This window comes from Alkalihalobacillus sp. AL-G, from assembly GCF_030643805.1.
Lineage (GTDB): Bacteria > Bacillota > Bacilli > Bacillales > Fictibacillaceae > Pseudalkalibacillus.
On record NZ_CP094656.1, the window covers coordinates 2,675,129 to 2,697,260 of the forward strand.

General features: G+C 39.8%; 22 protein-coding genes and 7 tRNA genes. 6 read left to right on the forward strand and 23 right to left on the reverse strand.

Annotated elements, in window-relative coordinates:
- Positions 1–30 precede the first annotated feature (30 nt).
- The 5 genes from pstA to MOJ78_RS13740 all read right to left on the reverse strand — a co-directional run bounded on the left by pstA (position 31) and on the right by MOJ78_RS13740 (position 6,629).
- Entirely contained in the window at positions 31–909 is an 879-nt protein-coding gene (pstA, locus tag MOJ78_RS13720; protein ID WP_304977907.1) for a phosphate ABC transporter permease PstA, read from the reverse strand.
- 1 nt (position 910) lies between these two features.
- Complete coding sequence (pstC, locus tag MOJ78_RS13725) at positions 911–1,861, reverse strand: phosphate ABC transporter permease subunit PstC (protein WP_304977908.1); 951 nt, start codon at positions 1,859–1,861, stop codon at positions 911–913.
- Positions 1,862–1,964: 103 nt separating this feature from the next.
- Positions 1,965–2,918 carry a PstS family phosphate ABC transporter substrate-binding protein gene (locus MOJ78_RS13730; RefSeq protein ID WP_304977909.1) on the reverse strand — a complete coding sequence of 318 codons (954 nt, stop codon included), beginning with the start codon at positions 2,916–2,918 and terminating at the stop codon, positions 1,965–1,967.
- A gap of 306 nt (positions 2,919–3,224) precedes the next feature.
- The gene (locus MOJ78_RS13735; RefSeq protein ID WP_304977910.1) at positions 3,225–5,258 is read right to left on the reverse strand and encodes a peptidoglycan D,D-transpeptidase FtsI family protein; all 2,034 of its coding nucleotides are present in this window, start codon (positions 5,256–5,258) and stop codon (positions 3,225–3,227) included.
- 108 nt (positions 5,259–5,366) lie between these two features.
- On the reverse strand, positions 5,367–6,629 hold the full coding sequence (locus tag MOJ78_RS13740; RefSeq protein WP_304977911.1) for an MFS transporter: 1,263 nt from the start codon (positions 6,627–6,629) through the stop codon (positions 5,367–5,369).
- A 135-nt stretch (positions 6,630–6,764) separates the two neighbouring features.
- On the opposite strand from MOJ78_RS13740, the gene MOJ78_RS13745 reads away from it, so the two are divergent.
- Entirely contained in the window at positions 6,765–7,103 is a 339-nt protein-coding gene (locus MOJ78_RS13745) for a hypothetical protein (protein ID WP_304977912.1), read from the forward strand.
- Between the two features lie 67 nt (positions 7,104–7,170).
- Here MOJ78_RS13745 and MOJ78_RS13750 read toward each other — a convergent pair whose 3' ends face one another.
- The 10 genes from MOJ78_RS13750 to MOJ78_RS13795 form a co-directional block, all read right to left on the reverse strand.
- Positions 7,171–7,782 carry a superoxide dismutase gene (locus tag MOJ78_RS13750; RefSeq protein ID WP_304977913.1) on the reverse strand — a complete coding sequence of 204 codons (612 nt, stop codon included), beginning with the start codon at positions 7,780–7,782 and terminating at the stop codon, positions 7,171–7,173.
- A 165-nt stretch (positions 7,783–7,947) separates the two neighbouring features.
- A tRNA-Phe gene (locus MOJ78_RS13755) sits at positions 7,948–8,023 on the reverse strand.
- 165 nt (positions 8,024–8,188) lie between these two features.
- Positions 8,189–8,265 (reverse strand) — tRNA-Met (locus MOJ78_RS13760).
- 20 nt (positions 8,266–8,285) lie between these two features.
- Positions 8,286–8,378 (reverse strand) — tRNA-Ser (locus MOJ78_RS13765).
- A 20-nt stretch (positions 8,379–8,398) separates the two neighbouring features.
- Positions 8,399–8,475: transfer RNA gene (locus MOJ78_RS13770), tRNA-Ile, on the reverse strand.
- Positions 8,476–8,503: 28 nt separating this feature from the next.
- Positions 8,504–8,579 (reverse strand) — tRNA-His (locus MOJ78_RS13775).
- Between the two features lie 16 nt (positions 8,580–8,595).
- Positions 8,596–8,672 (reverse strand) — tRNA-Met (locus tag MOJ78_RS13780).
- Position 8,673: 1 nt separating this feature from the next.
- Positions 8,674–8,748: transfer RNA gene (locus tag MOJ78_RS13785), tRNA-Asn, on the reverse strand.
- A gap of 191 nt (positions 8,749–8,939) precedes the next feature.
- Positions 8,940–9,425 carry a DUF456 domain-containing protein gene (locus MOJ78_RS13790; protein ID WP_304977914.1) on the reverse strand — a complete coding sequence of 162 codons (486 nt, stop codon included), beginning with the start codon at positions 9,423–9,425 and terminating at the stop codon, positions 8,940–8,942.
- Positions 9,426–11,057 (reverse strand): Na/Pi cotransporter family protein, encoded by a 1,632-nt coding sequence (locus MOJ78_RS13795; protein WP_304977915.1) that lies wholly within the window; start codon positions 11,055–11,057, stop codon positions 9,426–9,428. It lies immediately after the preceding gene.
- Between the two features lie 198 nt (positions 11,058–11,255).
- On the opposite strand from MOJ78_RS13795, the gene MOJ78_RS13800 reads away from it, so the two are divergent.
- The gene (locus MOJ78_RS13800) at positions 11,256–12,032 is read left to right on the forward strand and encodes a DUF1189 domain-containing protein (RefSeq protein WP_304977916.1); all 777 of its coding nucleotides are present in this window, start codon (positions 11,256–11,258) and stop codon (positions 12,030–12,032) included.
- 38 nt (positions 12,033–12,070) lie between these two features.
- Here the strand turns inward: MOJ78_RS13800 and MOJ78_RS13805 are convergent, their stop codons facing one another.
- Positions 12,071–12,937: a DUF1002 domain-containing protein gene (locus MOJ78_RS13805; protein ID WP_304977917.1), complete on the reverse strand. Its 867-nt coding sequence runs from the start codon at positions 12,935–12,937 to the stop codon at positions 12,071–12,073.
- Positions 12,938–13,118: 181 nt separating this feature from the next.
- Here MOJ78_RS13805 and MOJ78_RS13810 point away from each other — a divergent pair, with 181 nt between their 5' ends.
- Entirely contained in the window at positions 13,119–13,436 is a 318-nt protein-coding gene (locus MOJ78_RS13810; RefSeq protein ID WP_304977918.1) for a hypothetical protein, read from the forward strand.
- Between the two features lie 108 nt (positions 13,437–13,544).
- Positions 13,545–14,654, forward strand: a complete 1,110-nt coding sequence (gene ispG / locus MOJ78_RS13815) for a flavodoxin-dependent (E)-4-hydroxy-3-methylbut-2-enyl-diphosphate synthase (RefSeq protein ID WP_304977919.1) — start codon at positions 13,545–13,547, stop codon at positions 14,652–14,654.
- A gap of 60 nt (positions 14,655–14,714) precedes the next feature.
- On the opposite strand, the gene MOJ78_RS13820 is transcribed toward ispG, so the two are convergent.
- The 6 genes from MOJ78_RS13820 to MOJ78_RS13845 form a co-directional block, all read right to left on the reverse strand.
- Entirely contained in the window at positions 14,715–15,089 is a 375-nt protein-coding gene (locus tag MOJ78_RS13820; RefSeq protein ID WP_304977920.1) for a DUF4190 domain-containing protein, read from the reverse strand.
- Between the two features lie 181 nt (positions 15,090–15,270).
- Entirely contained in the window at positions 15,271–15,483 is a 213-nt protein-coding gene (locus MOJ78_RS13825; RefSeq protein WP_304977921.1) for a DUF1540 domain-containing protein, read from the reverse strand.
- 86 nt (positions 15,484–15,569) lie between these two features.
- Positions 15,570–15,974 carry a Fur family transcriptional regulator gene (locus tag MOJ78_RS13830; protein WP_304977922.1) on the reverse strand — a complete coding sequence of 135 codons (405 nt, stop codon included), beginning with the start codon at positions 15,972–15,974 and terminating at the stop codon, positions 15,570–15,572.
- Between the two features lie 96 nt (positions 15,975–16,070).
- Entirely contained in the window at positions 16,071–16,925 is an 855-nt protein-coding gene (locus MOJ78_RS13835) for a metal ABC transporter permease (RefSeq protein WP_304977923.1), read from the reverse strand.
- An 18-nt stretch (positions 16,926–16,943) separates the two neighbouring features.
- Positions 16,944–17,699 carry a metal ABC transporter ATP-binding protein gene (locus MOJ78_RS13840; protein ID WP_304977924.1) on the reverse strand — a complete coding sequence of 252 codons (756 nt, stop codon included), beginning with the start codon at positions 17,697–17,699 and terminating at the stop codon, positions 16,944–16,946.
- Between the two features lie 192 nt (positions 17,700–17,891).
- A complete protein-coding gene (locus MOJ78_RS13845; RefSeq protein WP_304977925.1) occupies positions 17,892–18,614 on the reverse strand; it encodes a lytic transglycosylase domain-containing protein in 723 nt (240 codons plus the stop codon).
- Positions 18,615–18,842: 228 nt separating this feature from the next.
- On the opposite strand from MOJ78_RS13845, the gene MOJ78_RS13850 reads away from it, so the two are divergent.
- Positions 18,843–20,114: an NCS2 family permease gene (locus MOJ78_RS13850; RefSeq protein ID WP_304977926.1), complete on the forward strand. Its 1,272-nt coding sequence runs from the start codon at positions 18,843–18,845 to the stop codon at positions 20,112–20,114.
- A gap of 89 nt (positions 20,115–20,203) precedes the next feature.
- Here MOJ78_RS13850 and MOJ78_RS13855 read toward each other — a convergent pair whose 3' ends face one another.
- Positions 20,204–21,637 carry a two-component system sensor histidine kinase NtrB gene (locus MOJ78_RS13855; RefSeq protein ID WP_304977927.1) on the reverse strand — a complete coding sequence of 478 codons (1,434 nt, stop codon included), beginning with the start codon at positions 21,635–21,637 and terminating at the stop codon, positions 20,204–20,206.
- 210 nt (positions 21,638–21,847) lie between these two features.
- Here MOJ78_RS13855 and MOJ78_RS13860 point away from each other — a divergent pair, with 210 nt between their 5' ends.
- Positions 21,848–22,108: a DUF2624 family protein gene (locus MOJ78_RS13860; protein ID WP_304977928.1), complete on the forward strand. Its 261-nt coding sequence runs from the start codon at positions 21,848–21,850 to the stop codon at positions 22,106–22,108.
- Positions 22,109–22,132: the final 24 nt, after the last annotated feature.

The window sequence follows — 22,132 nt, forward strand, 5'->3', positions numbered from 1 at the left end:
ACTTTCCTCCCATATATGCTATCGAAGAATTTAGTAACGCTTTTGGAACTTATTACGAATTAGCACTGCGATTGAATTCAATATAATTAACATGACCAATAATACGATGATCCCAGCAGCTGCGAGCTGTTGGAATTCAACTTGGGGTCTTGTCACCCAGTTATAGATTTGAATTGGCATTGCTGTGAATCCAGAAAATACACTTTCTGGTAAAAAGGCTACGTACGTTAATGCTCCGACTACAATCAATGGTGCTGTTTCCCCGATTGCACGGGAAAATGCGAGTATAGAGCCCGTTAAGATTCCGGGAATTGCAGCCGGCAATACGACTCGTCGAATAGTTTGCCATTTCGTCGCTCCCATCGCAAAAGATGCATCACGCATTTCCTTTGGGACTGAACGGATTGCTTCTTGTGATGCAACTACAATGACTGGTAAGATAAGCAAACTTAACGTATAACCCCCAGCGAGTACACTTCGCCCCATCTCAGCTAAGCGGACAAAAATCGTCAATCCTAATAAACCGAAAACGATTGAAGGTACGCCAGCAAGATTAGATATGTTGACTTGGATTAATCGTGTAAACCGATTCTTTGCAGCATACTCCTCTAGATATAACGCTGTTCCAACTCCTAGTATGAGGGAAACTGGTATGGTAACGGCCATCAACCACAACGTCCCGATAATTGCTGCCTTAATGCCGGCTTGATCAGCAAACCGTGAAGCGAAATTAATAAAGAAATCAATACTTAGAAAACCGATACCTTGTGTAATCATACGATAGATCAAAATACCAAGAACGACTAATCCGAACATCGTTGCCAGCCACAATAAAACCTGGAGAATTCGATTCATGAAAAGTCGTGATGTCATTTTTGATTTTACACGTTCTTTATTGACGAGGTTCATATTAGTATTCCTCCCTAAAGCGACGAGACACATATTGAGCTAAGAGATTCATTAATAACGTAAATACAAATAGCGTCATCCCTACAGCATAAATACTATAATAAATCGTACTTCCATAACCTGCATCACCAAGGCTGACCTGTACGATATATGCAGTCATCGTCTGAATTGATTCCGTTGGGTCAAGCGTTGCCCGCGGCGAGGAGCCCGCGGCAACAGAAACGATCATGGTCTCACCGATTGCACGGGAAATTCCAAGCACAATCGATGCAACGATTCCAGAAATCGCAGCCGGAAGAACCACTTTGACAGCTACCTCAAAACGAGTTGCACCTAGGGCATACGCTCCTTCACGGATTGAATTTGGAACCGAGCTCATTGCATCCTCAGAAAGAGAAGCAATCATCGGAATGATCATGATTCCTACAACAATCCCTGCACTTAAAGCATTGTAGATTGAAACACCATCTATAAATGATCTTAAAAATGGGGTGACAAACGTCAATGCAAAGAATCCGTAGACGATTGTCGGGATACCAGCCAATACTTCAAGGACCGGTTTAATAAGTTTACGAACCCGTTCGGAGGCATACTCGCTTAGATAGATAGCTGAGGCGATGCCAGTCGGGACCGCAACAATCATTGCTATTACCGTGATTAGCAACGTACCTGCAATGAGTGGCCAAATCCCATAACTCGCATCCTCGCCGGAATAAAACGGGAGCCACTCTTTACCCGTAATAAACTCAATGAATGGAACCCGGCTAAAGAACGTAAATGTTTCTAGTAGCAAAGTAAAGACAATCCCCACGGTAGTAAAAATAGATATAATTCCACAAATTAAAAGGAGGATTGGTACAAGCTTTTCTACAAGTTGTCCACCAGATCTACCACGTTTCTTTTTTTGAATCAATTCATTAACAGAAAGTGATTCATTTCTATTTTTTTCCATAATTGGAAACCTCCCTCGCTCTACACACCAAAACGGGATAAGGCGAGGTAACAGAACACCTCACCCATCCCATTCGTACGTTCAGGTGAATTTATTTAGTTGTTTACTTCCCAGCAATCTTTTTGATTTTTTCAATTTGCGTATCATATTGTTCTTGGGGAAGTGCAACATAGCCCACTTCTTCTGCAAGTTTTCCAGCGTTTTCAAGTGTAAATATTACATAATTATAAACGGCTTCATTTTCTTTTATTGATTTATTGTTCACGTAGGTAAACAGTGGTCGAGAAAGTGGCTCATATTTACCTGATTGGATCGTTTCGAATGTCGGTTTAACTTCTTCACCCTTAGCATTCACAATTGGAACAATGTTTAGGCTGTCTTTGTTTTCAAGGTAGTAAGCATACCCAAAGTAACCGATTCCGTTTGCTGATCCAGTTACACCTTTCACGAGAATGTTGTCATTCTCAGAAAGCTGTACATCCTTTCGAATGCCTTCTTCCTCAAGAATCACTTCGTTAAAATAATCAAATGTTCCTGAGTCTGTTCCTGGGCTGAAGAATTTGATTTCTTCTTCTGGCCATCCTTCACGGACATCTGCCCAAGTCTTCACTTCGCTATCTTTTTTCCACATTTTATTCAATTCTTCAACAGTTAACTTGTCCACAAAATCATTTTCTTTATTGACTACAACAGAAAGACCGTCGAATGCTAACTTAAGTTCAGTAAACTCTATACCATTCTCTTTCGCAATTTTCTTTTCTTCTTCTTTAATCGGACGGCTTGCGTTACTTAAGTCTGTTTCACCTTTCGTAAACCTTTCAAATCCACCACCAGTTCCAGAAACACCGACTGGAACTTTAACTTCAGGGTATTCTGCTTTGAATTCCTCAGAGACAGCTGCCATGATTGGGAATACGGTAGATGAACCGTCGATTTTAACGTCTCCGCCTTCTCCACCTGCCGCACTACCGCTTCCATCACCGTTACCACATGCAGTGGCTACGATCAACAAAGCTGCCAGCATCATAAAGAGTGTACTTTTCTTAAAAGCTTTCATTGTGAAATCCCCCTGTACCGTCATTTTTTGGATTTCGGATAGATTCGTAAGGTCTCTACCCAAACGTGTTCTTACTCTTACAATGTCCATATTAACTATTCCTTATTAAGGCTGTATAAATGGATTGTAAAGGTTTTGTAAAGATACTAGGCTAGAATTGAAACAAAAAGGTCACCGAGAGGATATCGCCGCCAGGTCATCTTACCATTAGATATAACACAAAAAAGCTGACCCGATATTAGCTCTGCATGTACGTAATATAACCGTCTTTAGCAAAACTTACGAGTCAGTTTATTTTTGTCTATTCTATTGTACTTCTTTCCTAGAAGATTCCTTTTTGCTAAGTAAATCCTTCGAATGACCGCTTTTTTTCAATTCAAAATAAGCGTCAAGAATATCACGACCAATGTAATTGTTAATACCGCCTTGTTCTGCAAAAGGGACAACAACTGCAAATGCAACCTCCGGCTTGTCATACGGAGCATATCCGACAAGCGTTAGATTATATGAGTCTTTGTATTCTGCTGTACCTGTTTTTCCAGCAGGCACATAGCCTTCAACATCCTTAAACGCATGGTTAGCTGTTCCGTCTTTCGTATTCATGACCATCCATAACCCTCTTTGGACACGTTCGATCCATTTTTGCTTCATATCGATACGGTTTAGGACATTGGCTTCGAACTGGTATACGATTTCCCCTAATTGATCAGTCCCAGCATTCGGTTTCCGCACCCCTTTCAATAAATGGGGTTGCATACGATATCCATCGTTAGCCACCGTAGAAATATACTGGACCATTTGCATTGGTGTATACGTATCAAACTGTCCAATCCCCATGTCCATCAGGTTACCGAGTGCCTGTACCCCACCGTTGTAACCATCACCTTCGTACGGAAGATCGATGCCGGTCGGTACGCCTAAACCAAATTGGTTAAAATAATACCGCATCGTCCGATAGGATTCTACTGGATGATTGAATCCTTCCTTTTCACTGAAATCATAACCTCCGATTCTCATCGCAATTCGGAACATGTACACGTTCGAGGACATTTGAAGTGCTTGTAGATCATTAATATAGCCCATATTCTTATAGGATTTCTTTACATCAGTACCTGGAAGCTTTAGCGGTGTATCGTAAAGGACGGTCCCCGGTTTGATGACACCGGTCTGGTACCCGGTTAATACAGTCGCTGCTTTAACTGTCGATCCCATCGGATACTGGTTATAGACGTTACCGTATGGAACATTTTGAAACTTACCATCTTCTAGTTTTTTACCGACCATCGAATAAATCTCACCAGTTTGTGGATTCATCATGACAACATATGCACTTTTTAGTTGGTGGTTTGCAGGAATTTCTCTCGCTTCCAAAATTCTTTGTTCAACGATTTCTCCAACCTTTTTTTGTAGTTCCATATCAATTGTCAGGACAAGATCCAACCCTCTGTGTCCTTTAGTTTCAATTGGCTCTCCGATAGGGTTTCCTGCTTTATCGGTAATATATTTGATTTTCGTCTTGGTCCCTTGAAGCAGCGATTCGTATTGTTCCTCGAGGAAACTCGTCCCTACTAGGTCATTACGGTCTCTTCCTGTTAAAACATAACCCTTTACCAATTCCCGTGGTATTTGACCTACTTGACCAAATATCGATCTCAGCGTATTACCATATGGATAGGTACGAGTCGCATCCGGCTTGATGTCGACCATTCCATTGAATTGTTCTAGGTGTTCACTGATCACGGCTATTTCTTTTTGGGTAGCTCCCATTTTGATACGTTGTGGAGTCATAGCGTATCCACTGACCATTTCACGCCAAGTCGCCGCAATTTCCTGCTCTTTTTTCGATAAAGATATGTTTTCAGGTTCAAGGCGATCAATAACGAGTTGATATTCTTCTGTATCATCAAGTTTATCTTTTTCTCTTTCCGTTAATAACCGATTATAGACATGTGCTTTATTTGATTTAAAGGTTAGATAAAAATCTTTAATGTCACGTGTGGTTAAATCTTCAGAGCTCTTATTAATATATTGGGATAACTTTTTTGCTGTTTGATAAATCTCTTCGGATGTTGTCTGGTTCGTCCGGGAATAGGTGATTGAAAAAACAGGCTTGTTATCGACGACGACCCTGCCGTACCGATCGTACATTTTACCTCGTGGTGCATCCAACTTCGCTGTGATGTTCTCTGTTCGTTCTGCTTCAGCCTTGTAAGAGTTGCCATGAACGATTTGTACGACACCTAATCGTAAAATCAGCATGGAAAACAATAGAAATACGGCAAGAAACAAAATGTTCAAGCGAAAAGGGACGTGATTTTTCTTTTTCTTTTGTCCCCTCATGATTCCTCTCCTTTTATGTAAAATAGACACCTAGAAAAAAAGGTGCCTTTTTAATAGTGATTTCCGATATTTATTGTAACGTAATCTTATATTAAAAAAAAGAAAAACTTACCCGTTGGATCCATTTTCATTCGATAGTACGACGTTATTGTCAGACAAGGGCGGAAGATGAATGGAGCGTATGCAAAAGTAGATCAAGAAGTGACCAATCCCGACAATAGGAAGTAAATAACGGATACTTTCTTGACCGTTAAATAAGGTAATCGTGATTATGAACAACACAATGGATGTAATTCTGCCAATATTTAGAAATACCTCTCTGACAACAATGTACTCAATACGCATTTCACGTGCATTCCAGCTTCTCCCTATGATGTCGTAAGTCATGGATACATAAGGAACCAGAAGGATGGGATATGCGATGGAGATAATGACACCGTAGGTCAAAAGCTTCGCATAACTAAGATCGAATAGAATTAGGAAAAGTGCTGCATAAAGGATTAGACCTCCAAAAAAAATCGCCTTTTTTCTGTAAGCGGTCTTAATGTATCGAGTCGCGACAAAATAAGCAAGAAAGGCAACGGCTGAATTAATCAAACCATATGTACCTAACGCCAACTCGCTCTTTGTTGTAATGAACACCCAAACAACGATGACGAAAATAAAGGTTCCTTCCCGCAATCCTTGAAAAAAGTGGGCGTACAATATTCTGTTCCAATTGTGGTTCTTTTTACGCTCAGCCAAAATCCTTCCAAAAGAAAAAATTCCTTTGGCTGTCCTTCGATTCAACATGAAACTGATAATGACTGCACCGAAGAATAAGGTCAATGAAATGGCAAAAATCGTTTTGTAACCAATCATCTGGTCCATGCGCGTAATGATCCAACCCGCTAAAAACGGTCCAACCATTCCAGCAAGTGAAGTCAGCAGACCGAGAAATCCATTAAAAAAATCCCTTGTGTCAGGTTCCGTTATTTCGAACGTAAGTACATTGAACGCCAGCCAGTAAAACCCCATACCAATTCCTTGTAATCCACCAAGAAGGATTAGAAATTCATCTGTACGGTCTCCAAGTAACAGGACAGTTAAATAAAAAATCGACAAACTCGTCACCCCGAGCCGGAGCACAATGACTCGATCGATCCGCTTAGCTAACCGCCCAGCTAATATAAATGTAATCGGTTGAAAGACCACAATTGATAAATTGTATACAGCAATATCAATAAACTGACCGGATTGCTTCCATAGAAAAACGTTTACGAATGTATTCGAAAGGGCAATACTGAGCGAATAAAGTCCTCCGATTATCAAGAGCATCAAAAGGTCTTTTGTTATCTCCATATTACCCATCATTTTTTGCAATACTTTCATGATGTTCGTCTCCCCTTTACTCACAACAATAGTGTTCCTTAAACCGATATCGTTATTCTTAAAAGCGGTCGTTGCATGGAGGTGACAATCATCTAAAAGCCCATGGCTATTAGCTTTAGGAAGGAGTCGAATGAAATGTATCAATTTTTAATACAGCATGAAAACGGGATGAACGAGGTAACAGTGAGGATTGAACTTTTAAATCAGGATCTATTTAAGAATGGAAATAAATGTGTGCAGCAGACTGTAAAAGGACTGTACACGGAGGTTTCATTGGGGTGCAATTCAGTTTTATTATTCTGTGAAAAGCAATTTACGGTTGTTTTTTCCTATGAGGATATTGAAGAGGGAAATGTATTGCTTGATTTACTGATTTCACAATTCCTATCTGTAGGTTATGAAATTCGCATGCTCCATTTGTCAAACTTCCAACCGTTAAGGAAACTCGGAAAAACAAATCTTGATGTAGGTTGAACAATGTAACCACAATAAAAAACACCCCGCCTAGGATTTCCCCAGACGAGATGTCAACCCAGTTAACTTATTTTGCGTTGTTATAACGCTTCGTAACTTCATCCCAGTTTACAACATTCCAAAAAGCTGAAATGTAGTCAGGACGACGGTTTTGATAATTCAAGTAGTATGCATGCTCCCAAACATCCAAGCCAAGAACAGGTGTCTTGCCTTCCATTAACGGAGTGTCTTGATTCGGAGTGCTTGTAACTTCAAGCTCACCATTGTTAACAACAAGCCATGCCCAGCCAGAACCGAAACGGGTAGCTGCTGCATTTGCGAATTGCTCTTTGAACTTGTCAAAGTTTCCAAATTTGGAGTTGATCGCTTCTGCTAATTCACCTGTAGGTTCTCCGCCACCGTTCGGGCTTAAAATTTGCCAGAATAATGTATGGTTGGCGTGTCCTCCACCATTGTTACGTACTGCGGTACGAATGTTTTCCGGAACAGCATCAAGGTTACTTACAAGTGCTTCAATGCCTTTGTCCTGAAGATCATTGTGACCATCAAGTGCATCGTTAAGTTTCGTAACATAAGCGTTATGGTGTTTACCATGGTGGATGTTCATTGTTTCTGAGTCAATGTGTGGTTCTAATGCGTTAGCTTCGTAAGGTAATGCAGGTAGTTCGTGTTTAGCCAAGGTGAATCTCCTCCTTTAATAATATGTAGTCTCATTAAAACACCTTTCGGGTGCCTTCATCATTAACAATATCAAATTTACCCTATGGATTCAATTTTTAAACACTGAGGGTTTTTGTTTCCAACAAACAAAAAAACTTCTTTTTTAGAAAGAAGTTGATCAAAATGGTGGCTCGAGACGGAATCGAACCGCCGACACGAGGATTTTCAGTCCTCTGCTCTACCGACTGAGCTATCGAGCCATAAATATTAAATTGGTTGCACCCTGACGGGTACTACTGATGTTCATTGAACCTCGATGACTATTCGACGTAGTGCAATGAACTTAAATTGGTTGCACCCTGACGGGTACTACTGATGTTCATTGAACCTCGATGACTATTCGACGTAGTGCAATGAACTTAAATTGGTTGCGGGGATAGGATTTGAACCTATGACCTTCGGGTTATGAGCCCGACGAGCTACCAGACTGCTCCACCCCGCGACGATAGTATGATAAAAAAATGGAGGAGGTAGAGGGATTCGAACCCCCGCGGGCTGTTACGCCCCTGGCGGTTTTCAAGACCGCTCCCTTCAGCCAGACTTGGGTATACCTCCGTTAGCTAAATCAGTGTGAATGGTGGACCCTGTAGGACTCGAACCTACGACCAATCGGTTATGAGCCGACTGCTCTGACCAACTGAGCTAAGGGTCCATATATATAAAGTTATGTATGCATTAATTGGGGCGACTGATGGGAATCGAACCCACGAATGCCGGAACCACAATCCGGTGCGTTAACCACTTCGCCACAATCGCCATGGTTTAAATATCATGGTAGCGGCGGAGGGGATCGAACCCCCGACCTCACGGGTATGAACCGTACGCTCTAGCCAGCTGAGCTACACCGCCATGGCTCCACAGGCAGGACTCGAACCTGCGACCGATCGGTTAACAGCCGATAGCTCTACCACTGAGCTACTGTGGAATAATCTTGATAAAGATTTTTTAACGACAGAAACAAGTATATCATTTTTATGACTACCAGTCAAACCTTTTGTTGTTGGTAATTTGAGTTGTCACAAAACAGGGACAAAACATAATATATCACGTTCCGTCCCCGTGTGCAACTCAAATTTTCTCGTTGTTCGCAAGTGATTTTTTACTGTTGGATAAGTATCAACCAAGCACTTGAATAAAGAAATAAATAATCATACCGACCTGGATTATAAGTTTGATCGCAGTACCACCAATAAAGCCAAGCAACGAACCTATTCCAACCTGAACGGCTTGTTTCAGATTGCCCTTTTGATGGATTGCCTCACCTATTATTGCTCCTGCAAATGGTCCTATCAAAATACCAATAATCGGAATAACGATTGGTCCAATAATCAAACCGATGGTACTCCCCCAGATTGCATATTTACTTCCACCACGTTTTTGAACTCCAAAATAATTACTTGCATAGTCGGTTACATAAAGCAGAAGAATGAGAATGCCCTGTATAATCCAGAACATGATTGTTAGCTGTTCGAAGCCTTCCAACCATCCATAAACAAGAAATCCGCCAATTAGAAAAAATGAAGCCGGTAAAATCGGATAAATAAGCCCCACAAAGGACAGTAAAAAGAGTAATCCGACTACCAGCCATGTAGTAAGTTCCATTTATTCTTCTTCTCCTAACACATATTCAGCAATGTTTACTGCATGATCACCAATACGTTCAAGATTGCTAAGAATATCAACAAAAACGATTCCTGCCGCACCACTACACTTGCCTTCATTTAAACGAAGGATGTGTTGCTTACGTAGCGTTCGCTCCATTTTATCGATTGCATCTTCCATTTTTACAACTTTTTGTGCTTTTTCTTTGTCGTCATGTTCCATTGCCATGAATGCTTCATCAATCGTCGACATTGTAAGCTGGAACATTTCTTCTAAGTCACTGAATGCTTTATCAGAAATAACGACTTTATGTGCTAACTGATACTCGATCAGCTCAATGATATTTTCCATATGATCCCCGATCCGTTCGATATCACGGACAGAATCCATAAGAATCGAATGTTGCTCAGAATCATGGGCGGTCAGTGTATAGGACGAAAGCTTTACTAAATAATCGGTGATACGTTGATCTAAATTGTTGATCGCTTCTTCGTATTGATAGGTTTTTTCAGCATTTCGCTTATCATTCGTATCAAGGTATTTAAATGCTTCTGTTAAGCCTTGTTTTGCAAAATCTGCCATGCGCAACACTTCAAGTTTGGCTTGTCCAATAGCAACCGCAGGAGAGCGTTCAAGGAAAATCGGATCAAGGTGCTTCGCTTTGTGGTCGATTGTACTGTCTTCACCTGGGATAAGCTTTGTTACGATATAGGCTAACACTCCAATGAACCAAAATTGAATTAGTGTATTTGATATGTTAAAAGTTCCATGAGCATACGCTATTTGCATTTTCGGATCTAAATTTAACCAGTTTGTTAAAAATTCTACAAGGTAAGTAAATGGAACGAGTAATAGTAAGAAGATTGTCGTTCCAAGCAGGTTGAAAATCACGTGTGTCGCTGCCGCTCTTCTTGCTGCAACACTTGCTCCAATCGAAGCTAATACTGCTGTAATCGTCGTACCGATGTTATCACCAAACAGGACTGGCAACGCTGCATGTAAACCAATGGTACCTTGTGCATATAATTCCTGAAGGATACCGATTGTCGCACTTGAGCTCTGTACGATCACAGTAAACAACGTACCGATGACTACACCGAGAATTGGATTCTCACTCATTGTTGCCGTAAGATCACGGAAGGCTTCAAGAGTTCGTAACGGTCTCATTCCGTCACCCATCAATTCCAAACCATAAAATAGTGCACCGAATCCAAAAATGATTTGACCGATGTTTTTAGCTTTTTTCGAATTGAAGAAAAAGATAAGAAAAGTTCCGGCTGCCACAATTGGTAAAGAGTATGCTCCTATATCAATACCGATGATAAAAGCAGTGATCGTCGTCCCGATGTTCGCTCCCATCACAACTCCTATCGCCTGTCGGAGTGTCATAAACCCTGCATTAACAAGCCCAACTGTTAGTACGGTTGTACCAGAGCTTGATTGGATTAAAATCGTTACAATCGCCCCAGCAAGGACACCCATGAACGGATTCGATGTAAACCGGTCCAAAATATCTCTTAGACGGTCACCCGCTGCATTTTGCAGGCCGTCCCCCATATACTTGATCCCGAAAAGGAAAATACCGAGACCACCGAGAAACTCAAATATCATTTGCTGAATGTTGAGATCCAAAAATTTTCAACTCCCACACATTATTTTCGACACAAATTGCCCCATTCATTATTAACTATTTTTAAATTGTTTGTAAAGAGATTTAAGTAAATTTAATATTATTGTTTGTACACTTTATTGTTACTTCCCTCTTTTACTGATTTTTAACTTGTCCGTTCTTTACGACAAAGATACAATGATTCTATAAAGGGGGAAATCATGAATATATTTAAACAATTTGCCATAAGCCTTTATTCACCTAAAACAATGGCCATGTTTCGTTTTCAGAAAATCGGTAAAACGATCGGATATGTATTTGTAATGATGTTGATTGCGTATATTTTCACAGGAACCCATCTTGCTTTAAAGATTTCAAATGGGGTTTCCGATTTTAAGCAAGTAATCAACCAGGACGTTCCCGAATTCACATTAAGCGATGGACAGCTCTCTTCCGAGATTGATGATCCAATAATTAAGCAGGATAGTCTTCAAACGTTCATCTTTGATACCACGGGAGAAATCACCCGTGATGATCTAGATCAGTATGATGAAACCGTTGCAATATTACAAGACCGAATTCTTCTTAAATCTGCAGGAAAGGTCGATTCAGTCGAGTATAGTATGTTTCAGAATGCGAGTTTTACAAAATCAGATATCATGGACATATTGGATCAGTTAAGCTCTTTTCTACCGGCTATCATTTCGATCGTGATCATAGTTACCTACATTTTTGCAACCGCTCTAAAATTCATCGGGATTACCGTTCTTGCACTGATCGGATTGTTAATAAAGAGCGTCATGAAACGTAAACTTTCTTACAAACAACTTTGGATTTTATCGGCTTATGCTGTTACGTTGCCAACGATATTTTTCGTATTGATGAAATTATTCAGCATCACTGTCACAGGACAATTTTTCATCTATTGGTTTGTCGCAATAGCCATACTAACGTCAGTTATCTATAAAGTGCCGATGCCGAAAAAAACGATAGAATAAGAAAAAGAGGGAAGACGTTATGTCTGCCCTCTTCCAATTTATTTGAAAAGTCCTTTAATCGCTTCGATGATGGCAATAAAGAAATCTAAGATGCTACGGATAAAGCTTTGCGTTTCTTCTTTATTTAAGAACTTACTTAAATTATTACGTACATTTTCAAGATTTGTTTGTACTTCATTCCAATCGATGTTCAAATCCTTCATTCGATCAAACAACGAAACAAGACCATTCAATTCTTCTTCTGTGAGTGTGATTCCAACTTCTTCTGCAACTCGTTCGATCAATGCACGCAGGTCTTCTAGTGATTCCACCGGGTTTTCAGCAAGCTCCGTCTTGATCTTTGTCATCAATTCCGTTGCCTTGTCAGCTCCAACACGATCCCCTAATTTTACGGTTCGAACCATTTCCTCATTGGCAACTTGTTTCTTCTCTTCCGGAATTTCAATATTGGTTGTTACTTCATACGCTTTTAAAATCCCAGTCAATCCAGCTGTCCCAGAAACATCGAACGGTGCAGTTACATAAATGTCAGCATCCGTTACACCTGCAGTTGTTAAGGCATTTGCGTACATTTCTTCTGTAACCCAATCAATATTGTTTGTTTTTACATTTAATCCGGCGCCCTCTTCTGCAATCGTAATCTTTGTTGAAGAAATTGCGCGTGTACCGATTTGTGCCTTTGATATATAGTCACCGAGGTATTGATGTTCTTCCTCATTTGATACCGTAACCGTTTGGACATCGTTTGGAACGTCCATCTCTTCAAGTAATTGCTGTTTCTGCTGTTCAGAGAGATCCTCACCCAACGTTACAATCACATCCCCAGGTGCAGCATCTGCAAATACTACTGCTGGTATCATGCAAACAGCCAAAATCGTTACAATCATCCATTTTTTAAATCGCATGTTTGGTATTCCCCTTTGTAAAAGAATTCTCTATACCATACGTTGTAAAATTGATTTTCTGTACGTACTTTCCTTATTTTACTAGATTCTTGTATTCCTGAATACACCTAATTCTTTCATCATATTTGAGTGGGACAAGCATATATATGTACTAAGTGATAAAGATTGGACGTGAACATTTGTGAAAAAACTAGTTATAGCAATTATGTTTATTCTATTATTTTATAGCATTTATTTTGATCTGAAGGTTGGTACACTTCCTACCGCTTCCACGATACAAGCCCCGGTTGTAGAGGCAAAAAAAGAACCTAAGCAACCTTATAAAGACATTACAGTAAGTTCAGGTGAAACAGTCCTTACGATTTTAGAGCGAATCCATGAGGGAAAGCTACCTGTACCAATCCAAACAGCAGTGAAGGATTTTGAAAAATTAAATGTTGATACTTCAGCACAGGCTATACAAGCGAATAGGACATATCGATTTCCAATCTATCGATAACAACATCCTTTCCTTGCCAAATCCATCGTTCAATTGCTAAAATGAAATCGTATATGTAGTAGAGGATGTTCAACATACTAGAGACGTCCTTAAAGGAGCGATTAATTAATGAGTGAAATTACTCACCGTACGAAAACACGTCCAGTCAAAGTTGGTAATTTAACGATTGGCGGAAACGATGAAGTCGTTGTTCAAAGTATGACGACAACAAAAACACATGACGTAGAAGCAACTGTAAAGGAAATTCACCGATTAGAAGAAGCAGGCTGTCAAATAGTCCGGGTAGCTTGTCCTGATATGAGAGCAGCAGAAGCGATTTCGGAAATTAAGAAGCAGATCAATATTCCGCTTGTGGTGGATATCCACTTTGATTATAAACTCGCCTTAAAATCCATAGAAGGTGGAGCGGATAAGATTCGAATCAATCCAGGAAACATCGGCCGTAAAGAAAAAGTGGAAGCAGTCGTTAAAGCGGCTAAAGCAAAAGGAATTCCGATTCGAATCGGAGTGAATGCTGGATCTCTTGAAAAGAAGTTTTTGGAGAAATACGGGTACCCAACAGCAGATGGAATGGTTGAAAGTGCTTTAAGTCATATAAAGATTCTTGAAGATTTAGATTTTCATGACATCATCGTCTCAATGAAGGCATCTGACGTCAGTTTGGCAATTGAAGCGTACGAGAAAGCTTCAAAAGCATTTGACTACCCGCTACACCTCGGAATAACCGAATCCGGTACACTATTTGCTGGTACAGTAAAAAGTGCAGCAGGACTCGGTGTCATTCTTAATAAAGGGATTGGAAATACTGTAAGAATTTCGTTAAGTGCCGACCCCGTTGAAGAGGTCAAGGTTGCTCGAGAGCTTCTCAAAACATTCGGACTTGCAGCGAATGCAGCGACATTGATTTCCTGCCCAACATGCGGACGAATTGAAATCGACCTGATTTCAATTGCGAATGAAGTCGAGGAATATATTTCCAAAATCAAAGCACCGCTAAAAGTAGCCGTTCTTGGATGTGCTGTAAACGGGCCGGGAGAAGCTCGTGAAGCAGATATCGGCATTGCCGGTGCACGTGGCGAAGGATTGTTGTTCCGTCATGGGGAAATCATCAGAAAAATTCCTGAAGAAACAATGGTTGATGAGTTGAAAAAAGAAGTCGATAAATTGGCAGAAGAGCATTACGCCAAAATGGCCAAAGATGCTGAAACGGTCAAATAAACATTTTTTTCCTATAAAATAAACGGAGGCGGTCAGATGACCGTCTCCGTTCTTTTTTACCTAGAAGAATGGTGCAAAGAGAAGGCTTACTACGATTGATGCAATTCCTAATCCGATTGCCCAATTTCCAAGGGTAGTTGCTCCTCGTCTTCGCGCAAAGAAACCAACGATGATTCCTGCTGCGCCTAGTAAAACCGGGAGAAAAAATAAGGATACGATCGATAGGGCTATCGCAAAAATCCCGATACCTCTTCCTTCTGTATCATCTGCATCCTCATAACTGCTCTCCATACGATCATCATTGCGATCATCATTCCGTGTGTCCCGCACTCGTTGTTGCTCAGGAAGAGGGAGAACTTCTGCTGCACTTTCTTCCATAAAATCGTTTTCATATTCTCTACGTTCTTCGTTTTCACGATCGAATCGATTTTCCATTGGAATCCCTCTCTTTCATTAAAAGTGGAGGAGCCTTCTTATTATTCGTTGCTTTCTCCGCTTTAATGATGACAATCATTGTTAATATCGAAAGGGAAAGGAGAATGAGTTGGCTCATATAGGCCGGATCATCCTCCCTAAAAGTTAAATTTTATTTTGTGGAAGGAATTTTCATCAAAGGTCAATGTCTCGGATGGAATGTGTGACAACAGGTTTCTGCAATATCCTTTGCCTTGTCTTTATGGCTGGCTTCGCCTACTAATTCTCCATTCGATGACAGGTCGTAGTGCTCATTTGCATGTCCGTCGATCTCGACAAGAATTGCATCTGCATGGCAGTTGTTCCCTTCAGCCCAATACGTACAATTCGACACATTACATTTTACGATTGGCATAGCATCTCCTCCTTACGGTTAGAGTGCCTCAAAATCGATACTTTCATCACATTTAACAATGTCAACTGAATGTACTGCAACTGGGATCAATGACAATCCGTACAATAACCATAAATTTCAAACTTATGGTCTGTTACAGCAAAATTACCTACATTGACATCGGTCATTGGACAGGATTCTATTGCCCTTGTCTTTCCACAATCTAAGCAAATTACATGGTGATGGTGACCATCCGTTGAACAAGTAAACCGAAAATGTTTTTCGCCATCTAGTTCAGTTTCCTCCAACACTCCGAGCTCTGCAAAAACTGAAAGGTTTCGATATATCGTGTCAAAACTGATTCCAGGATAAGAACTTTTCATATGCTCAAGAACGATCTTTGCAGAAAGGTACCGACGTTCGTTGGCAAAAAGCGTTAATAACATCTCGCGTTTTTTTGTATATTTAAATCCATTTTCCTTTAATATTAAAAGTGCTTCAGCGATGTTCATGAAGTTCCCTCCCTTGCTTTTAGAACATTAAGCTGTACAAGTTCAGCTTAATGTTGTCTGTGGGACTGTCGTTATCTCTTTCACAAAAACTTGGCTTTAACCAGTCTTCCTTTTATGAAATGTATAGCGATACTTTTTCCAGACAATGACGAATATTAAAATCAATGCAGCAAATAAAACGATTGTGCCGCCAGGAGCCAAATCGAAATAATAGGAAAAAATCAATCCACTTACAACAGACATTTCGCCAAACACTATCGCATAAAAAATCGCTTTTTTAAAGCCTGTCGCAATTCGAATACTTGCCGCCACAGGTAATGTAATAAGCGATGAAACGAGAAGAATTCCTACTATCCGCATGGAAGCGGCTATTACTAGTGCCACCATTACCATAAAAAGAAAATGGATGAATCTTGAACGAATCCCCGAAACGTGGGCTTGTTCTTCATCAAATGAAAGCAAAAAAAGCTCTTTATAAAAGACAATGATTGCGAAAACGACCACGATCAGGACAGTAAATACCATCCAAACATCAGTGTCCCCAACGGCAATGATGCTTCCGAATAAATAATTGAACAGGTCTGTATTGAATCCATTTGCAAGTGATATAAATACGACACTCAACCCAATTCCGACCGATAAAATAATTGGGATCGCAAGCTCTTGGTAATGCTTATATTCCTTCCGGAGCCTTTCAATCAATATCGACCCTGTCACTGAAAAAGCCATTCCGATGTAAACCGGATTCAGATTTTTGAACACAACGAATTGTTTACTCAACAATAAGCTTGCCGCAATTCCAGCTAACGTAATATGTGATAACGCATCGGCAATTAAAGACTGACGTCTCACAACAATAAAAACGCCGAGCAGAGGAGCCAAAAACCCAATCATTATTCCGACAATCGCCGCATTCCTTATAAAATCATATTGGATAAAATCTTCTATCATAAGTTTGCACTCCAATCTTTAATGCTGATGATCAACCATGTGCACGGCGTGTCCATAAAACGAGGATAGATCCTTATTATCCAACTGCTGATAATCCTTCGTATCACCATGGAAATGAAGTTGCTTATTCAGGCATGCCACATGCGAGACAAGATTGGTTACAGGACCGACATCGTGGGTTACAAGGATTAACGTTATTCCAGCCTTAACATTCAATTTTTTCAAAAGTTCATAAAATTCCTGTACGGAGGAAGCATCGACTCCGACCGTAGGCTCATCCAAAATAAGCAACTCCGGATCACTCACTAATGATCGTGCGATAAAAGCACGCTGCTGCTGTCCGCCAGATAATTCTCCAATGTTTTGATAAGTATATTCCTCAAGTCCTACGGTTTGAATCGCTTTGTGGACTCGATCTTTATGATGTGGCTTTAAAAAACGAAACATCCCGACTTTACCATATAGACCCATTGAAACAACTTCAAAAACCGTTGCCGGAAATCCGCTGTTAAAACTGTTGGCCTTTTGTGAAACATAGCCAACCTTCCCCCAATTATTAAACTGCTTGCGTGTTTGACCGAATAATCGGATACTCCCGTCTTGGGGTGGAAGTAACCCGAGGATCAATTTGATCAACGTAGATTTCCCAGAACCGTTTGGACCAAGTAAAGCTAAAAAGGAGCCTTCTGGAACGTCAAAGTTTATATTCTCAAGTACCTTCCGTTCATTATACCGGAACGATACATTTTTCACAGACACGATAGGCGAATTCATGCTATCATCTCCTTTTCTCCTAAATTAAGAATGATTCCGATTTACCCTTTTTTAATTATATCGAATATGCACAAAAAGTAAAGAAAACTTGGCCCGGCTAAGCCTTAGTTGACCCGATACTATACAAAGTAATTTTTATTGAAAAGAAAAGGGAATGACACATAAAAGTCATCCCCCACTTTCCATATATTTTTAATTGGCTACGGCGATCATTTCTTGTTCTTTTGCTTTTTCTCGAATTTCTTTTGCATACCAACTCTTTGCATGTCCCTTTTCTTGAATATACGTTTCCATCCCGTACATACCGCGGTTATATGCAGTTAAAACTTTATCCCAATCCTTGTATTTAGCATGTAAATAATCGAGATACACAATTGCAAGTTGAATCGAATAGTAAGGATCAAACAATTTCTCCTCACTGTATGGCAAATCGGCCATTTCTGCAATCCAAGGTGCGGTATTTTTCATAAACTGAGCCATTCCATATGCTCGTCCATATTTTGTTTCAGGTCCGACGATATTGGGATCGAACGTGTTCCCTGTTTCGACCCTTAATAGTTCGTAAACGATATAAGGGTCTATTCCTTTACGTACAGACTCTCGAACTAAAAATTTACCCCACGCTTTTTTAAATCGGCCATTACTCTGTTTTTCGAATTGGTCTGAAAGGACTTTTGATTTCTTCAATACTTCATATCCATTGGCAATGGGCTCATTTCGTTGACCTTTTTGTTTATAATAGGCGATCATCTGTTTATAATCCTGTTCGGCTGCCACCATTTGTTTCTCTTGTTTTTCCTGCACAAGCTGACTTTTAAGCTCAGAGTTCTCGTAGTACATATATAGGATAACTGTGATCATTCCGATAAGAAGTCCACCAATTGTGAACGTCTGCTTATTTGCTTTTAACCACAAAATAAACACCTCTTTTATTTAGGTATTAAGACACATGTTTACCATCATAGATGAATTCGACAAAATTCGCAAATGAATGTATGGTGTTTCAGTAACAGTTGGTTTTTTACGATCAGTTAATAGAAAATCACTTGAAACTCTTGAGAATTCAGCTATAATATACAATCGTGGTATAGTTTATTTCTAGCCATGGGTGGGCGAGGGCTAAAATTCAAAGGAAGGAAATACATGAAACAAAAGATCGAATCGTGGTTCCGTCTGTCGGAACATCATACGACATTCCAGCGGGAGTTATTAGCTGGTTTTACGTCGTTCTTTACGATTAGTTACATTATTGTTGTAAATCCATTAATTCTTGCTGATGCTGGAATTCCCTATTACGGTGCTTTGATGGCAACGATTTTTGTGACTGTATTGTCGTGTTTATTTATTGGATTTTACGCAAACTCACCGATTATACTTTCACCAGGTATGGGTGTAAATGCTTTTTTCACGTATACGATTGTAGAAGGCATGGGATTGACATGGCAAGAAGGACTCGGTGCGGTTGTTATGGCAGGCATCCTGTTCTGTATTGCGGCACTAACACCGGTGAAATCGATTTTATCACGTTCTATACCGGAATCATTGAAACACGGAATAACAGTTGGCATCGGGTTATTCCTTGCATTTATCGGTTTACAAAAAGGCGGTATCGTTGAAAAGAGTCCCGATACGTTCGTTAAGCTTGGTGACTTGAGTGAACCGACCACTTTATTGACTCTGGCAGGATTTGTAATTTGCCTCACCTTTTACGTGAAGAAAGTTAAGGGAGGTTTCGTGTTTTCGGTACTACTCATATCGTTAGCAGCTTTTGCATTTGACCTTACACCAAAAAGCGAAATCGTAACTGGGGATTCAGGGTTCATCTTCTTTAATGCTGATCTTTCAGGATGGATCACGGCAGAATTTTGGATTGCCTCGTTTTCTCTTGCTTTAATTTTAATTGTGGAAAATATGGGATTATTGCACGGGATGTTGCCTGATCGAGGAAAATTTGATCGCTCATTCCAATCGAGCGCATTTTCTAGTGTGTTATCAGGACTGTTTGGAACTAGTCCTTCTATTTCAACAGCTGAAAGTGCATCAGGAATTGCTGAAGGCGGTCGTACTGGAATTACCGCCATTACTTGTGGGGTACTCTTTTTGCTTTCTGTGTTTGCTATTCCGATACTAGCTGGGGTTCCTGACGCTGCAATAGCACCCATACTGATCATTATCGGAGGAGTTATGATGCAGTCGATTCAATTTATTGCATTGGACGATTTTACTGAAAGCTTTCCTGCTTTCTTAATTATGGCACTTATTCCGTTAACCTACAGTATTGTTGATGGCTTGGCTTTCGGCTTTATTGTTTATCCGATCATTAAAATGGCGGTTGGACAGTTCAAGCAGGTTCCGAGAACGATGTACGTGATGGCATCGCTGTTTTTATTGAATTTTGTTCTTAATTCAATATAAAAAGGGTTGACTCAAGTCATTGCACCTCAAAAATGAGTTAACATGATCGTAACGATTGTGTTAAGAGGAGCAATACTGACGCTAATGAGTCAACCCTTAAATTTTTCTTCTTCAACTAATGGGAGACAAAAGCGGATCTTCGTACCTTTTCCGGGTTCAGTATCAATGGTAAATTTACCACCATGCTCTTCAATGATTTTTTTACATAGCGGGATTCCAATTCCTGTACCTTTATCCTTAGTTGTAAAGAACGGTCTGCCTAACTGTTCGAGAACCTCCGGCGACATCCCTGGTCCATGATCGATAAAATTCACTTCATAATACCCGCTTTCCTCTTTTCCTGAAAGACGGATATACCGATGTTCCTTTTTATCACCATAGGCTTCAATAGAATTCCTTAATAAATTCAACACTACTTGTTTGATCATCGATTCATTAACCATAGCTTGTTGAGAGGATTCGTCAAAGTGATATTTAAAGACCAGGTTATGTAATAGGCATTCTGATTGAATGATATGAACCAATGATCGAATAATTAAATCCGGACGTTGCTTTTGTTTTTGGATTTTCTTTCGAGAAACCGATAGAAAATCTTCGATGATTTCATTCATTCTTGATAGTTCTGAAATAACAGTATCATAATATTTGCTAAAATCCTTCGTAACAGTCGACAATTGAATAAATCCTTGGATAACAGAAAGTGGATTACGTAGTTCGTGAGCAACACCTGCTGCCAAATGGGAAACAGATTCCATTTGTTTCTTGTACATTAGTAAGTTTTCAAACCTTTGTTGATGGGAACGGTCGTAAAGCACGAATCGTATGCTGTTATCCGATTCAAAAAACATGCCCCTTACTTGATATAATGAGTCTTCATCATAATAAAAGCGCTCATTGACAATTCCCGAATCTCGTATTACCTTTGTCATCTGTTCCATATGTATAATCAGAGGGTGTTCAGATCCCATTTCAAACAAATTCTTTCCGACCAATTGTTCCCCTGAGTTTATTTCTACTAATTTAGCCATATGTTCATTACAACATTGAATCCAATTATTTCTGTCAATCGCAAGGATCCCAATTTCAAGTTCTTGAAACATGAAGTTACGAAAATCATGCTCCATTTCATAAAGTTCTTGGTAGTTGATTTTGGAATCGGCACTATTGCTATTCTTCTTCTTTTGCTCAATAAGCTCCCCAAGCAACACGACATCGTCTTGAATCAAACTGCCTTTATATAATATCGTAATTTTTTCATTACCAATATAGTGAGTTAAACGTTCCTTGCCATTCCGGTCAGATTTGGTCAGCATCTCAATAAACTTATATGCTTTTTGTTGGTCTTCTTTTAAGAAAAGCTCATAGAAATTCGTATTATTTTCAGATAAAATGCAGGCCTTGGCTTTATCGTTAGCTTCAATAATAGCCCCATTCGGTTTAACCAATAAAAATAGATCGTCTATCAGTTCATGAGTCACTTTTTGAAAGGCTGCAAAAGTAATTTCAGACCGACAATCTAGCATGGCATGCCTCCACTTCTAAAGATTCATACAAGATACTTCTATTATACTAAATAAACCTTCCAATACATAGTGCAATCGCCAAAAAATCCCTAAGTCCAGATCAGCATATCGTAGAAATTTCCTGCGATTCCCATACAAAAAATACCACTTTTCCATACACGCACCGATCTAGGCCTTCCTACATACATTATGCAAGAGGAGGGAACGGCTATGAATCCTTTTCTACATCAAATGATCAACCATAAGCTTAATCACTTAACTTCAGAGGAACTTATCGCTTTAGCATCCCAATATAATATACAAATTACAACAAGCGAGGCAAAACAAGTGATTCGAATATTGCAGGAAGAAAAAATCGATGTGGCTGATCTTCAACAAAGAGAAAGAATTATACGTAAAATCGAAGCCGTTGTTGGGCCACAAGTTGCTCAAACTGTAAAATCAATGATTCTATCCATACTCCGTTCATAGCATTTAATGATTTCGGAATATATA

What these genes read in the sequence shown, in the direction of transcription:
- pstA (WP_304977907.1), bottom strand. Translation starts at nt 909, where the DNA reads ATGAACCTCGTCAATAAAGAACGTGTAAAATCAAAAATGACATCACGA.
- pstC (WP_304977908.1), bottom strand. Translation starts at nt 1,861, where the DNA reads ATGGAAAAAAATAGAAATGAATCACTTTCTGTTAATGAATTGATTCAA.
- MOJ78_RS13730 (WP_304977909.1), bottom strand. Translation starts at nt 2,918, where the DNA reads ATGAAAGCTTTTAAGAAAAGTACACTCTTTATGATGCTGGCAGCTTTG.
- MOJ78_RS13735 (WP_304977910.1), bottom strand. Translation starts at nt 5,258, where the DNA reads ATGAGGGGACAAAAGAAAAAGAAAAATCACGTCCCTTTTCGCTTGAAC.
- MOJ78_RS13740 (WP_304977911.1), bottom strand. Translation starts at nt 6,629, where the DNA reads ATGAAAGTATTGCAAAAAATGATGGGTAATATGGAGATAACAAAAGAC.
- MOJ78_RS13745 (WP_304977912.1), top strand. Translation starts at nt 6,765, where the DNA reads ATGTATCAATTTTTAATACAGCATGAAAACGGGATGAACGAGGTAACA.
- MOJ78_RS13790 (WP_304977914.1), bottom strand. Translation starts at nt 9,425, where the DNA reads ATGGAACTTACTACATGGCTGGTAGTCGGATTACTCTTTTTACTGTCC.
- MOJ78_RS13800 (WP_304977916.1), top strand. Translation starts at nt 11,256, where the DNA reads ATGAATATATTTAAACAATTTGCCATAAGCCTTTATTCACCTAAAACA.
- MOJ78_RS13805 (WP_304977917.1), bottom strand. Translation starts at nt 12,937, where the DNA reads ATGCGATTTAAAAAATGGATGATTGTAACGATTTTGGCTGTTTGCATG.
- ispG (WP_304977919.1), top strand. Translation starts at nt 13,545, where the DNA reads ATGAGTGAAATTACTCACCGTACGAAAACACGTCCAGTCAAAGTTGGT.
- MOJ78_RS13820 (WP_304977920.1), bottom strand. Translation starts at nt 15,089, where the DNA reads ATGGAAAATCGATTCGATCGTGAAAACGAAGAACGTAGAGAATATGAA.
- MOJ78_RS13825 (WP_304977921.1), bottom strand. Translation starts at nt 15,483, where the DNA reads ATGCCAATCGTAAAATGTAATGTGTCGAATTGTACGTATTGGGCTGAA.
- MOJ78_RS13830 (WP_304977922.1), bottom strand. Translation starts at nt 15,974, where the DNA reads ATGAACATCGCTGAAGCACTTTTAATATTAAAGGAAAATGGATTTAAA.
- MOJ78_RS13835 (WP_304977923.1), bottom strand. Translation starts at nt 16,925, where the DNA reads ATGATAGAAGATTTTATCCAATATGATTTTATAAGGAATGCGGCGATT.
- MOJ78_RS13840 (WP_304977924.1), bottom strand. Translation starts at nt 17,699, where the DNA reads ATGAATTCGCCTATCGTGTCTGTGAAAAATGTATCGTTCCGGTATAAT.
- MOJ78_RS13850 (WP_304977926.1), top strand. Translation starts at nt 18,843, where the DNA reads ATGAAACAAAAGATCGAATCGTGGTTCCGTCTGTCGGAACATCATACG.
- MOJ78_RS13855 (WP_304977927.1), bottom strand. Translation starts at nt 21,637, where the DNA reads ATGCTAGATTGTCGGTCTGAAATTACTTTTGCAGCCTTTCAAAAAGTG.
- MOJ78_RS13860 (WP_304977928.1), top strand. Translation starts at nt 21,848, where the DNA reads ATGAATCCTTTTCTACATCAAATGATCAACCATAAGCTTAATCACTTA.